At 71.3% G+C, this 12,368-nt stretch carries 13 protein-coding genes and 1 pseudogene; 7 read left to right on the forward strand and 7 right to left on the reverse strand.

Features of this window, described 5'->3' with window-relative positions; genetic code table 11:
* Positions 1 to 36: 36 nt before the first annotated feature.
* Entirely contained in the window at positions 37 to 543 is a 507-nt protein-coding gene (locus tag ACIO9K_RS31370; protein WP_400334970.1) for a hypothetical protein, read from the reverse strand.
* A gap of 114 nt (positions 544 to 657) precedes the next feature.
* Entirely contained in the window at positions 658 to 1,401 is a 744-nt protein-coding gene (locus ACIO9K_RS31375; protein WP_363625224.1) for an SDR family oxidoreductase, read from the reverse strand.
* Positions 1,402 to 1,499: 98 nt separating this feature from the next.
* On the opposite strand from ACIO9K_RS31375, the gene ACIO9K_RS31380 reads away from it, so the two are divergent.
* The gene (locus tag ACIO9K_RS31380) at positions 1,500 to 2,081 is read left to right on the forward strand and encodes a TetR/AcrR family transcriptional regulator (protein ID WP_363625222.1); all 582 of its coding nucleotides are present in this window, start codon (positions 1,500 to 1,502) and stop codon (positions 2,079 to 2,081) included.
* A gap of 77 nt (positions 2,082 to 2,158) precedes the next feature.
* A complete protein-coding gene (locus tag ACIO9K_RS31385) occupies positions 2,159 to 2,356 on the forward strand; it encodes a hypothetical protein (protein WP_400334972.1) in 198 nt (65 codons plus the stop codon).
* A 94-nt stretch (positions 2,357 to 2,450) separates the two neighbouring features.
* On the opposite strand, the gene ACIO9K_RS31390 is transcribed toward ACIO9K_RS31385, so the two are convergent.
* Complete coding sequence (locus ACIO9K_RS31390) at positions 2,451 to 3,044, reverse strand: TetR/AcrR family transcriptional regulator (RefSeq protein WP_363625220.1); 594 nt, start codon at positions 3,042 to 3,044, stop codon at positions 2,451 to 2,453.
* A gap of 164 nt (positions 3,045 to 3,208) precedes the next feature.
* On the opposite strand from ACIO9K_RS31390, the gene ACIO9K_RS31395 reads away from it, so the two are divergent.
* Both ACIO9K_RS31395 and ACIO9K_RS31400 read left to right on the forward strand, forming a co-directional pair.
* A complete protein-coding gene (locus tag ACIO9K_RS31395; protein WP_400334975.1) occupies positions 3,209 to 4,228 on the forward strand; it encodes a hypothetical protein in 1,020 nt (339 codons plus the stop codon).
* A 343-nt stretch (positions 4,229 to 4,571) separates the two neighbouring features.
* Positions 4,572 to 4,961 carry a hypothetical protein gene (locus ACIO9K_RS31400; protein ID WP_363619068.1) on the forward strand — a complete coding sequence of 130 codons (390 nt, stop codon included), beginning with the start codon at positions 4,572 to 4,574 and terminating at the stop codon, positions 4,959 to 4,961.
* On the opposite strand, the pseudogene ACIO9K_RS31405 reads toward ACIO9K_RS31400, so the two are convergent.
* The 3 genes and pseudogenes from ACIO9K_RS31405 to ACIO9K_RS31415 form a co-directional block, all read right to left on the reverse strand.
* Positions 4,921 to 5,255, reverse strand: a pseudogene (locus ACIO9K_RS31405) (IS5/IS1182 family transposase); the annotation flags it as partial. The gene ACIO9K_RS31400 and the pseudogene ACIO9K_RS31405 overlap by 41 nt on opposite strands.
* Before the next feature lie 170 nt (positions 5,256 to 5,425).
* Positions 5,426 to 5,920 carry a DUF4240 domain-containing protein gene (locus ACIO9K_RS31410; protein ID WP_400334977.1) on the reverse strand — a complete coding sequence of 165 codons (495 nt, stop codon included), beginning with the start codon at positions 5,918 to 5,920 and terminating at the stop codon, positions 5,426 to 5,428.
* A gap of 49 nt (positions 5,921 to 5,969) precedes the next feature.
* Positions 5,970 to 6,644: a flavin reductase family protein gene (locus ACIO9K_RS31415; protein ID WP_400334979.1), complete on the reverse strand. Its 675-nt coding sequence runs from the start codon at positions 6,642 to 6,644 to the stop codon at positions 5,970 to 5,972.
* A gap of 248 nt (positions 6,645 to 6,892) precedes the next feature.
* Between ACIO9K_RS31415 and ACIO9K_RS31420 the strand changes: the two genes are divergently transcribed.
* Positions 6,893 to 9,853, forward strand: a complete 2,961-nt coding sequence (locus ACIO9K_RS31420; protein ID WP_400334981.1) for a hypothetical protein — start codon at positions 6,893 to 6,895, stop codon at positions 9,851 to 9,853.
* Between the two features lie 125 nt (positions 9,854 to 9,978).
* Here ACIO9K_RS31420 and ACIO9K_RS31425 read toward each other — a convergent pair whose 3' ends face one another.
* The gene (locus ACIO9K_RS31425; protein ID WP_400334983.1) at positions 9,979 to 10,533 is read right to left on the reverse strand and encodes a TetR/AcrR family transcriptional regulator; all 555 of its coding nucleotides are present in this window, start codon (positions 10,531 to 10,533) and stop codon (positions 9,979 to 9,981) included.
* Between the two features lie 138 nt (positions 10,534 to 10,671).
* On the opposite strand from ACIO9K_RS31425, the gene ACIO9K_RS31430 reads away from it, so the two are divergent.
* Both ACIO9K_RS31430 and ACIO9K_RS31435 read left to right on the forward strand, forming a co-directional pair.
* Positions 10,672 to 11,475 (forward strand): alpha/beta hydrolase, encoded by an 804-nt coding sequence (locus tag ACIO9K_RS31430; protein WP_400334985.1) that lies wholly within the window; start codon positions 10,672 to 10,674, stop codon positions 11,473 to 11,475.
* A gap of 311 nt (positions 11,476 to 11,786) precedes the next feature.
* Positions 11,787 to 12,281 (forward strand): hypothetical protein, encoded by a 495-nt coding sequence (locus ACIO9K_RS31435; RefSeq protein WP_400334987.1) that lies wholly within the window; start codon positions 11,787 to 11,789, stop codon positions 12,279 to 12,281.
* Positions 12,282 to 12,368: the final 87 nt, after the last annotated feature.

Here is a 12,368-nt window from a genome sequence, read left to right on the forward strand (position 1 = left end):
GCCGCCAGGAGGCGAAGCGGTGACGGTGGCCGCGGCTCAGGTGTCGTAGCAGCCGTCCCACGGGGCGTGGAAGCCGAGGCCGTCGGGGTAGAGCTCGGCCCAGACCCCGCCCTCGCCGTCCTCGCCCTCTTCTTCCTCCTCCCCGTCCGTCTCGTCCTCCTCGTCCGTCTCGATGACCAGCCCGAACAGGGACCCCTCGACCCGGACGGCGAACGGCGCGATGGCGATGTCCCCGTACGCGCGGCCGGGGAGGGCGTCGAGCCAGTCGGCGAGGAGTGCGCGGGCGGCCTCGACGGCCGCCTTCTCGCCGTCCGCCGTCGTGCCGGTCGAGTGGATGCGCGAGTCGAGGTGCTGGCCGGCGTCGTCGAAGCGGTGGAGCACCGCGAACCAGCGCTTCTGCGCCTGCCAGTTCCCGACGTCGGTCCCGACCTCCGGGAAGGCCGCCGTGACGGAGGCGAGGAACTGGCCGCCCTCGCACCGGCCGATGGTGCGGGTGCGGTAGTCGGGCTCGTACCGGATGGGGATCAGGTCGGGAACGCTCATGACCGAACCGTACGGCTGAGCTGTGACAACCCCCGGCCCGTAGCCGGCTCCGGCCCGCAGCAGTGCCCGGCCCGGAGCCGGCTGCGGGCCGGGCCCGGTCGGCCGACGGTTCGTTCAGCGCCCGGTGGGCAGGTTGGCCCCGCCCGTGCAGTCGAACACCACGCCCGTCACGAAGGTGTTGGCGGCCAGCAGGTGGATCGCCTGCGCGACGTCCTCGGCCCGGCCGACGCGGCCGACCGGGGTGGTGGCGGCGAGGCCGTCGAACAGCGCCGTCCGCTGCTCGGCCGGGACGCGGTCCCACCACGGGGTGTCGATGACGCCGGGCGAGACGGCGTTGATCCGCAGCGGGGCGAGTTCGACGGCCAGCGGCGGGACCATCGCCTCCAGCGCGCCGTTGATGGCGGCGAGTCCGGCGGTGCCGGGGAACGCGGCGCGGGCGGAGGCGGCGGTGATCAGCGTGACGGATCCGTCCGACCGCAGATGCGGCAGCGCCGCCTGGAGGACGCGGACCTGCGGCCAGAACTTGGCGTCGAACCCGGTGGCGAGGTCGGCCAGGTCGAGCTGGGCGAACGGACCGCTGCCGGCCGCGCCGCTGACCGCGACGACCAGGTGGTCGACGGTGCCGGACTGGGCGAAGAAGGCCGCGACGGCCTCGGGGTCGGCCGCGTCCAGCTGGTGGCCGGTGGTCCTGCCGCCGATCCGGGCGACGGCGGCGTCCAGCCGGTCCCGGCCGCGGCCGGTGATCACGACCTCGGCGCCGTCCGCGGCGAAGGCGGTGGCCGCGGCCTCGCCGATGCCCGAGCTGCCGCCCATCACGACGACGCGCTGTCCGGTGAAGAGGTTTGACGTGGTGCTCATGGTGGCGTGTCCTTCATATTGTCGAGACCGCTAGTTCCGTCAATAATGTTATCGAGACTGTTAGTCTTGTCAAGCGGGGGAAGAGGAAAGGGAACACGATGACCGAAGCCCGCCCGCACACCGGACGCCGCCGCAACGAGGCCGCCCACCAGGCGATCCTCGACGCGGCCCTGCACCTGCTCGCCGAGTCCGACGGCACCCCCGTCACCATCGACGCCATCGCCCGCAGCGCCGGCGTCGGCAAGCAGACCGTCTACCGCTGGTGGCCCTCCAAGGGTGCCGTCCTGCTCGACGCCCTCACCGACCGGGCCGACCAGGACGTCCCCGGCCCCGACACCGGCACCCTGCGCACCGACCTCCACGCCTTCATCGCCACCACCTTCGACGGCTCCCAGCGCGACACCACCGCCCCCGCCCTGCGCACCCTCGTCCGCGAAGCCGCCCGCGACCCCCACCTCGCCGACCTCATGCAGACCTTCACCGCCACCCGCCGCACCGCCCTGCGCGACCTCCTCGCCCGCGGCCGCGAACGCGGCGAACTCGCCGACGACACCGACCTCGACCTGATCGTCGACCAGGTCTACGGCGTCTTCTGGTACCGCTTCCTCCTCGGCCACGCCCCCCTCGACGCCACCGTCGCCGACCGGCTCACCAACTCCCTGGTCGCCGGGAACAGTTAGGCCCCGCTAGGCGGATCCTGCCGGACACGGACCCGAGGGCGTACCCGGGCAGCCCGGAGGGGCGGACCCTCGAAAAGGTGACGAAGGCGTTCGGGCTGGACCTGCCCGCGCGCGACCTTCAGGGCGTCGGGTTCCACGGATCGGCGAAGCACCCCGGGGAGGTCCTGAACCTGAGCTTCCGGGCACCGAAGGACTGCCTGGACCGCTTCCTCGCCGACCCGGGGCAGACCGAGCGGACGGTGTACCTGGAGGCCCGCCACCTCGGCGGTTCCTGAACCCGGAGGCCCGCGCCCGCCCTCGACCCGCCCTCGACCCGACCTCAGCCCGACCGACGAGTCCCGCTGGGCGCCGCTCCAGGGCTGTGTCCGTTCAGACGTCCGACGGCCCGCGGCGCCGGATCAGCGGCAGGTAGACCTCGTCCACGATCTCGACCAGGACGTCGTCGGGCGCGGTCGGCACGCCCCGCACCACGAACTCGTTGCGCAGCAGCACCACCGCCACCGTGGCGACCCTGGGGTGGAGCGCCTCGGGGGCCGCTTCGCCGCGGGCGACCGCGCGCCCCAGGACGGTGAGCCAGGGGGCGGCCGCGGCCTCGCCGGACTGGTCCTGGAGCTGCGCCAGGAACTCCGCCGCGCCACCGGCGGCGGCCAGGAGTTCGCGCAGGATCGCGCCGAGCGGGGAGCTCCAGTGCCGGTTCGCCTGGCGGAGCAACTCCAGGGCGTCCCCACGTAGTTCACCGGTGTCGGGGGGCACGGCGGCGGTGGCCAACTGCTTGTAGGCGGCGATGCCGAGGGCCAGGCGGTTGGGCCAGCGGCGGTAGAGGGCGTTCTTGTTGGTGCCGGCGCGGGCGGCGACCTTGTCCATGGTCAGCCCGGCGAATCCGGACTCGGTGAGCTCCGCCACCGCCGCCCGGAGGATCGCCTCCTCCAGCGCCGCCCCGCGCCGCCGTGTCTGCCCGGCCATGGCCCTCGTCCCGTCCGATCCAGTCCGGCCCCGTCGCCGGTACCGCCGTCGATACCGCCCCCTACCCTCCCATCCTTCTTGTCCTCTCCGGCCCGCGCCAACTAGGGTACTGGCCGTACCGTATTTGCCTGCTCCCCGCCCCACCCCCAGGAAGGCAGGACACCGTGCGCGCCAAAGGCATCAGCTACGACACCGGATTCGTCAGGAACGGGTCGTACTCCCGCAGCCGGTTCGACCCGAAGGAGGTCGAACGCGAACTGCGCATCATCCGCGACGACCTGCACTGCAACGCGGTCCGCATCATGGGCGGCGACCCCGACCGGATCGAACTCGCCGCCGGACTCGCCGCCGACCTCGGACTGGAGGTCTGGTACTCCCCGTACCCGCTGGAACTCGCCACCGACGAACTGCTGGCCCTGTTCGCCGACTGCGCCGAGCGCGCGGAACGGCTGCGGCGGCGCGGGGCCGAGGTGGTGTTCGTCACCGGGGCCGAACTCAGCCTGATGAACCCGGGGTTCCTGCCCGGCGACACCACGGACGAACGCATCGCCCTGCTCAGCCGACCCGAGCTCGTCCGCGAACACCTCGGACCGGTCAGCGGCCGGGTCAACACGTTCCTCGACCAGGCCGTGGCCACCGTCCGCGAACACTTCGGCGGACGCGTCACCTACGCCGCCGTACCACTGGAGCGCGTCGACTGGACGCCCTTCGACCTCGTCTCCCTCGACCTCTACCGCTCCGCCGAGACCGCCGACCGGTTCGCCGACGGCGTCCACGACCTGGCCGCGCAGGGAAAGCCCGTCGCCATCACCGAGTTCGGCTCCGCCTGCTACCGCGGCGCGGGCGACCGGGGCGCGCTCGGCCTGGACATCGTCGAGTACGACGCCGAGGGCCCCGTCCGCCTGAAGGCCGCGTACGAGCGCGACGAGGCCGGCCAGGCCGCCTACCTGCGCGAACTGCTGGAGGCCTTCGCCGTCGGCGGCATCGACGCCACCTTCGTCTTCACCTTCGCCCTCTACGACCACGTGCACCGCCCCGACGCGGACCCCCGCGACGACCTCGACCTCGCCAGCTACGGCATCGTCAAGGTCTACGAGGACCGCCCCGGGACCACCTACCCCGACCTCCCCTGGGACCCCAAGGCCGCCTTCACCACCCTCGCCACCTACCACCACACCCACTGACCAGGCCCCGCCCGCGGGAAAATATGCAGACCGGTCGACCGATCCCCACCCTCGCGCGCCGCCCACCCACCCCGCCTCGCGCAGGAAGTCGGCCTGGCCGACTTCCTGCGCAGCGCTCCAGGCGGGCTGGGGCTAGGAATATGACGGTCGGTCTACATAATTCCCTGAGGCGGAAACGGCGCCGGGCATGGGGAGTCTCGGGCGGGGCGGCGTGTGACGTCCAGCGGGCGGGGGCGAGGGCCTGTCCGATGGGTCGTGTGAGCTGGTCAGGGCCGCGATCTAGTGTTTGCAGTTGAACGAAGGGGGTCGCTTGTCACGCAATACAGCCGAAGCAGAGGCGGGGATGAAGGGGATCACGTTTCCTGCCTGGCACGGAGAGCACTACGTGACGCTGGCTGAGCTACTGGTCCGCCTGGGCAGCTTCGGCCTGGGCCTGAAGTGGCGCGTCGAGTTCGACGCAATCGTCGATCCTCGTTGCGTCGAGATGGAGAGACGGTCTGCCGACGGCGGCATGGACACGTTGACGCTGTTGTCGCTGACGACCCCCTTCCTCCAACTGATCGACGCCGAAGCACTTGGGTTCGCCGGGGACGGGGTGGTGATCGCCCTGACCGAAGTAGACAGCTCGTTGTGGGACGTCAGGGCTGTCGACGAGCGCGTACTCAGCGAACTTCGCCGCCACTATCCGGGTGCACGGGAATCATCTGCGGCGCCCCCCACTGGCCGGGCGTGATCACAAATCCGAGCGGGCGACACCCGCCCTCCCCAGCAAGGTGAATCTTGCAGGTGAGACCGCCTCGCGAGCACTTAGGGCCTCATCAGAACGGTGACGTGCCGGTCTCCTTCCACTGACCCGGAACCCTCGGGGAGGGGTGAGGCGCCAGCCGCCGTGCCGATGAGCGCGGCAAGTCGTGGAATCGACGCTGACCATGCCCCAGTCGATTCGGCTCTCGGCATCGGCGTCAGCCAGGACGGCCCGCAGAATTCTCTCCCCCGTGCCGTCCGCCGACCATCTTCGATGACGGTCGGTCTGCATATTCGGCTCGCGGCAGGCGCGAGCCCCCCTGCGCGCAGGAAGTCGGCCGGGCCGACTTCCTGCGCAACGCCCCAGGCGGGCTGGGGCTAGGAATATGACGGTCGGTCTACATAATTCCCTGAGGCGGAAACGGCGCCGGGCATGGGGAGGCGGGCGGGGGGCTAGTCGGCGAAGCGGGCTGACAGGTGGGGGAGGAGGGTGGGGAGGTCTTCGTCCTCCCAGGGTTCGCCGGTCGGGGGGCCGGCGGTGATGCCGTTGTCGGGGAGGTCGTTGCCGGTGAGTTGGCGGTATGCATGGGTGGCCGCGTAGGCGAGGTCTTCGGCCTCCAGTTCCTCCTGGTCGGGGGTGAGGAGTTCGGCGAGGCTGTCCGGGTCGGCGAGGGCCTGTTCGAAGAGGGTGCGGCCGGCGCCCATCAGCCAGTCGCGGAAGTAGTCGAAGCCGTCGTCGCTGCATCCGTCGTTGATGAGGTAGCCCGCGCCCCAGAGCAGCCAGGTGCAGGAGCGGGCCTTCTGCTGCGCGTAGTGCCGGTCGAAGTCGGCGATCTGGTCGGGCGTCAGGCCGGCGAGGTGTTCGGTGAGCGCGTCGGCGTGCTCGCTCTCGTCGGCGGCTTCGGCGCGGGTGTCGTCGATGATCTGCCAGAAGGTGTCGAGGTCCATGCCCGTCACCCTGACAGCTGGGGCTGACAGGCAGGACGGCAGAACGGCTTCAACGGGGCGTCTGGGTGCGGAAGCTGTGGCCGAGCTCGGGGCCGAGTCCGTAGTAGTGGCGGAAGTTGTAGATCAGCGGGCTCCACCGGGCCGGGTCGACGTGCTGGGAGCCGGGGACGACGATGCCCGGATCGGCGTGGACCTTGAGCACGTGGGCTTCGACGATGAGGAACCCGCCGGAGGCGTCGGGCTGGATCCGGGCGGCACGGGCCTCCAGTTGCAGGGGGCATTCGGCGACCCGGGGCGGCCGGACGAGTTCGGAGGGCTCGGCCCGCAGGCCTGCGGCCGCGAACTTGTCCCGCTCGAACCGGAAGGTGTCCTGCTTGTTCGCGGGTACGGGGGTGCACCCGGTGAGCGGCGCGAGTCGTTCGACCGCCGGCCACTGGGTCGGCTCGGGCAGGTTGATCACCAGCTCGGGTCGGCTGCGGAGGTTGTGCGCGGTCTGCGCCTCGACCCCCATGCCGAGGACGATCACCTGGCCGAGGGCCCAGGCCGAGGACATCGGCGCGAGGTTGGCGGTGCCGTCCTCGTTCTCCGTGGAGAGCAGGACGACGGGCGTGCCGAAGTAGAGGATGCTCGGCGCGATGACCACGTGGTCCGCGCCCACCGAGCCATCGGTGGGCGCGTCGGTGCGCGCGTCGGTGCGTGTGCTGTCAGGCGTCATGGTGTTCACGGGAATCGACGGTAGGTCGGGGATTCTTCGGCGCGGGCCGAAGAATCCCGGCAGCCGGGGCGCTACGCGAGGGGCCGCGATGCGGCCAGGTGGCCGACATCCGGCGGACGCAGCCAGTTCGGGCACGGATGGCGGGCCGGGCCAACCCATGTCAAGTTACTCAAAGTGTTCACAAAAACACTTCTTGTTATCAAAATTCTGTGGCGTGGGGCCCTGTGGTGATCACGCCCGACTGGAACGGAGACGGTATGGCAGGGATCAGACGCGGCCGGTCGCGCGGCAAGCTCGCCGCGGCGATCGGGCTGGCGGTCATCGGCATGACGGCGGGTTGGGGAGGCGGTTCGGCGCTGGCCTCCCCGGCACGGGACGCATCGTTCGTCAGGGCTGAGGCCGCCTCGCCGGCGGACGGTGCGGACGGGAGGTCCGGGACACGGGCGCTGACCTGTCCGCCGGTACCGATCTGGGGGAACTCCGGCGGCGGCAACGACCACCTCTTCGAGTACAGCCCGACCGGTACGCAGCTGGCGAGTGTGCCGCTGGTGCGGGACTACGGGGACATCGCGTGGAGTGCGGACGGCACCACGTTGTACGGGGTGAGCTGGAACACCCTGCCGCCGGTGCTGTACACGATCAACGCGGCCACCGGTGCGGAGACGGCGTCGGTGACGATCACCGGTCCGGCCGCGAACTTTCCCGGGTACGCCACCAACGCGCTGGGCGCGCGTCCGGACGGCAGCCTGCTGCTCGGGTCGTTCTACTCGAACCAGATCTGGACGCTCAACCCGACCACCGGGGTGAGCGCGCTGCTCCCCGTCTCGTTCCCGGCCGGGCTGGTCTCCTCGGGTGACTTCCTGACCCTGCCCGACGGCGACGTCATCGGGGCCGCGTTCGATCCGGGCACGCTGCACCCCACCGACTTCTTCCGCATCCACCCGGACAACACGATCACCGAGATCGGCAACGTGCCGGGCTCCGTCTACGGCCTGGCCCAGTCAGGCGGCCAGGTCTACGCGTTCCGCGCCAGCGGCACCATCGAGACCCTGAACTCGATCCCGGCCGGCCCCTCGACCGCGGAGATCCCCACCACGACGGTTGTGAACACCGGGGTCCCCTTCTTCGGCGCCTCCGCCACCCAGGACAGCGGGAACTGCAACCTGCCGGCCGGCACCTCCTACACCGTCGCGAAGTCGGTCTCCCCCACCGGCCCGGTGAACCAGGGCGACACCCTGACCTACACCGAGACCGTCACCAACACCGGCACCAACCCCGCCACCTACGCGGGTTTCAGTGACGACCTCTCCGCCGTACTGACGGACGGCACGCTGGTGCCCGGATCCGTCACCGCGAGCTCCGGAACGGCCGCCGTCACCGGGAACACCCTGACCTGGTCGGGCACGCTGACGGCGCCGCCCGCCGCCGGCTCCACCGCGACCGTGACGTACCAGGTCACGGTCAACAACCCGGACACCGGCAACTTCGCGCTAACCAACAACGTCGCGCCGACCATCGCCGGCGGCACCTGCGCGACCGCGACGGGCTGCACCACCACCGTGCTGGTCAACGTCCCCGCCCCCACGATCACCAAGTCCGCGGCCGAGGCCTCGTTCGTCGCGGGGCAGACCATCCACTACACCTACGCCGTCACCAACAACGCCCCGGTGCCGCTGACGAACGTCGCGGTCACCGACACGGGCCCCGGCACCCCGACGGTCACCTGCCCGCCCGGCCCGCTCGCGGCCGGCGCCACGGAGAACTGCACCGCCACCTACACCGCGACCGCCGCCGACGCGACGACGGGCACGATCACCGACACGGCGAACCTCACCGCCACCGTCGGCACCCAGACGGTGACCGGGACGAGCAACCAGGTCGTCGTGCCGCTGCGGGCGCTGACCATCACCAAGTCCGCCGTCCAGCCGAACTTCCAGGCCCCGGGCGAGACCCTCAACTACACGTACACCGTCACCAACACCGGCCAGATCGCACTGACCAACGTGACGGTGACCGACCTGACGCCCGGCGTCACCGTCTCCGGCTGCGGAACCAACCAGCTCGCGCCCGGCCAGTCCACCACCTGCCAGGCCACCTACGTCACGACGGCGGCGGACGTCGCCGCCCAGAACGTGCCCGACCAGGGCCAGGTCACCGCCACCGACACCAGCGGCCAGACCGTCACCACGACCAGCAACAAGGTGAACACCCCGCTGGTCGCGATCACGGTGGTGAAGAAGGCCACCGAGGCTCAGTACACCGCCGCCGGGCAGACCATCCACTACACCTACACGGTCACCAACACCGGCGCGCAGCCGCTGACCAACATCGGCGTGGTCGACAACGGCCCCGGCACGCCGACCGTCACCTGCCCCGCCGGCCCGCTCGCACCGGGCGCCTCGGAGAACTGCACCGCGACCTACGTCACCACCGACGCCGACGTCGCCGCGGGCAAGGTCGTCGACACCGCGCAGGTGACCGGGACCGCTCCAGGAGGCCGTACCGTCACCTCGACCAGCAACAAGGTGACCGTGCCCTACGCCGGCCTGAAGATCGTCAAGGCCGTCCAGGAGACCTCGTTCTCCGCCGCGGGCCAGGCCCTGCACTACACCTTCACCGTCACCAACACCGGTGACACGACGCTCAGTTCGCTCGCCGTGACGGACTCCGGTCCGGGCACGCCGGCCGTCTCCTGCCCGGTGACCACCCTGGCCCCGGGCGCGTCCACGACCTGCACCGCGACGTACTCCACCGCCGAGAGCGACGTGCAGGCCGGGAAGATCACCGACACCGCGACCGTCACCGGCACCACCCCCGACGGCACCCCGGTGACGGCGACCAGCAACACCGTGACGATCGTGGCCTGCACTCCCTGCGAGGACCAGGACCACGGCGGCTGCGACGGCCACAACTCCGGCGGCCACGGCGGCTGGGGCGACCACCACCCCGGGCCCGGCCAGTGGGACAACCACCCCGACGGCACCGCCCCCGGTGACACGTCGGCCGCCGAACACCCCGCCGGCACCCACCCCGCGCCCGTTCCCCCGCGCGACACCGCCGTGCAGGCACCCGCCGTGCAGGAACCCGCCCTGATGCTCGCGAGCGCCGGAGCCCCGGTGGCCACGGTCGGCCTCGGCGGCGGCGCGCTGCTGGGCCTCGGCTGGCTCATCGCCGCCTTCGCCTCGGCCCGCCTGCGCCAGGACCGCTCGGGAGGGTGACCACCCTCCACCACCCGGGCCGGCCCCGGCTCCGGCGACGCGCGCAACGCACACGGCACGCACGCCGGGCGTAGCGGCCGGGAGGGCAGAGTGCGCCACCACCGGTGGCGCACTCTGCCTGCTTCCTAGCCGAGGACGGCGTCCACGGCGGCCGTCAGCGCCTCGCGCACCGCCGCGGGGGCGGTGAAGCGGCTCTGGTTCATCGCGCCGTGCCGCAGGATCAGCAGGGTGTCGGCCGCCCGGTCGGGGTCGGGGTGGCCGGCGGCGGCGAGCAGGCCGGTCAGCAGGGCGCGGAACCAGTCCATGTGCTCCTGGATCGCGCGGCTGACCGGGTGGTCGGGGTCGGGGTAGTCAGCGGCGGCGTTGATGAACGGGCAGCCTCGGAAGCCGGGTGCGCAGAACTCGTCGGAGATGCCCGCGAACAGGGCCGTCACGGCCTCGCGCGGAGGAAGGTCCGCCACTGTGGCGGCGGCCGCACGGAAGAGGCGGTCGTGCTCGTGGACGTAGGCGAGCACGACGTCGTCCTTGGACGGGAAGTGCCGGTAGAACGTCGCGTTGGCGACCGCCGACTCGCGGATCAGCTGGTCGATGCCCACCCCGCGCACGCCCTGCGCGTAGAAGAGCCGCATCGCCGCGGCCAGGATGCGAGTGCGCGGTGGCGCGGAATCTCTCGTCGTCATGGCTTGACGCTAGCAGAAGGATCGTTCTACCTTGGAGGAGCAGAGAGAACGCTCTTTCTACTTCTTGGATCGAACGACCGCGCCCCGACCGGCCACCGATCCGATCCCCAGCCCTCACGCACCAGGAGAGACCCCGCCATGCCCAGCAACCGCACCCCGGTCATGTTCATCCACGGCCTCTGGCTGCACTCCACGAGCTGGCAGGGCTGGGCCGACCGGTTCCGCGACGCCGGCTACGAACCGATCCTCCCCGAATGGCCCGGCGTCCCCGCCACCGTCGCCCAGGCCCGCAGGAACCCCGACCCCCAGGGCGGAATCGGCCTCGCCGAGATCTCCGCCCACCACGCCCGCATCATCCGCGACCTCGACACCCCGCCCGTCCTCGTCGGCCACTCCGTCGGCGGCTTCATCGCCCAACACCTCCTCGGCCAGAACCTCGCCCAGGCCGCCGTCGCGATCTGCCCCGGCCAGATCAAGGGCGTCAAGGCCGTCGGCCCCGCCCAGGCCAAGTCCGCCTTCGCCTTCCTGCGCAACCCCGGCAACACCAAGCGCGCCGTCTCGCTCAACCCCGCCCAGTTCCGCTACGCGTTCGCCAACGCCGTCTCCCAGCAGGAATCCGACCAGCTCTTCGACGAATGGACCATCCCCAGCCCCGCCCGCCCCCTCTTCCAGCTCGCCCTGAGCAACTTCGCCCCGCACTCCCCCGCCAAGGTCGACACCCACAACCAGAACCGCGGACCGCTCCTCCTCCTGTCCGGCAAGCAAGACCACACCGTGCCCGACGTCCTCACCCGCTCCACCCACAAGCAGTACCGCAAGTCCCCCGCCGTCACCGACTACCACCGCTTCGACGACCGCGGCCACTCCCTCACCGTCGACCACGGCTGGACCGAACTCGCCGACCACACCCTCACCTGGCTCGACCAGCACCACATCGGCTGAACGGGCGGCACCGCCCCCGGCGCCATCCGCCGGTGGCGGTCAGGAATCGGCGCCCTCGTTCACGGGCTCCGTCTCAGCCTCGACCTCGGTCTCAGCCTCGGTCTCGATCTCAGCCCCGGTCTCGATCTCGAACGGAGCCCGCCCGGTGCCGGGCGGCCAGCGATGGCCGGCCTCATGCAGCTGCTGCAGAGTGATCGGCCGGACAGTTCCAGGTCGTACGTGGTCAGGTCGGGGCCGGCCGGGCGGGATCGGCCGACCGCCTCGCGGTTATGGTGTGGTGGGTCCACGGAGGCCATGGACAGGAGGGCCTCATGACGGTCGGGCATCGGTGGCCGGTGGACGAGACTCCCTGGCCCGAGCAGGCCACGCTGGCCTACGGCGAGCTGGTGGAACTGGCGACGCCGCACCCGCCCCTTCCGGAACTGGGCCGGCTCGGGCCGGAGATCGCGGGCACCCGCGGGGTGATCGTCGCGTGTGTCGTCGAGCAGGACGAGCGCGATGACCACGTCGGACCTCTCTACACGGTGGAGACCGAGGACGGCAGCCCCTGGCGGCTACGGCCGGAGTTCCTGGCCTCCCGAGGAGGACTCCACCCCGGCATGCCTCCGCGCTACCGCAGCGACCTGCCCGAAGGAACCCGCGTCCGGATCCGCACGGAGTCGGACACGCCGGGCGCGACGACGGACGCTGTCGGGGAGGTCACCGGGATCTGGTGGACGACGTCCCTGGAGCCGCCGAAGGGCTACGTCGTGCAGGTCGGCGAGGAATCCCACTGCGTGGCCCCACAGCAGACCGAAGTCCTCTAGTCCCGTACTTCGCGGGTCGTTGATTCGTATGGTGTGACCGGTCCGGGAGTGTCCCGGACCGGTCGTGTGGCGTTGATCCGGATGTGT

This window comes from Kitasatospora sp. NPDC087271 (assembly GCF_044744605.1).
GTDB lineage: Bacteria > Actinomycetota > Actinomycetes > Streptomycetales > Streptomycetaceae > Kitasatospora.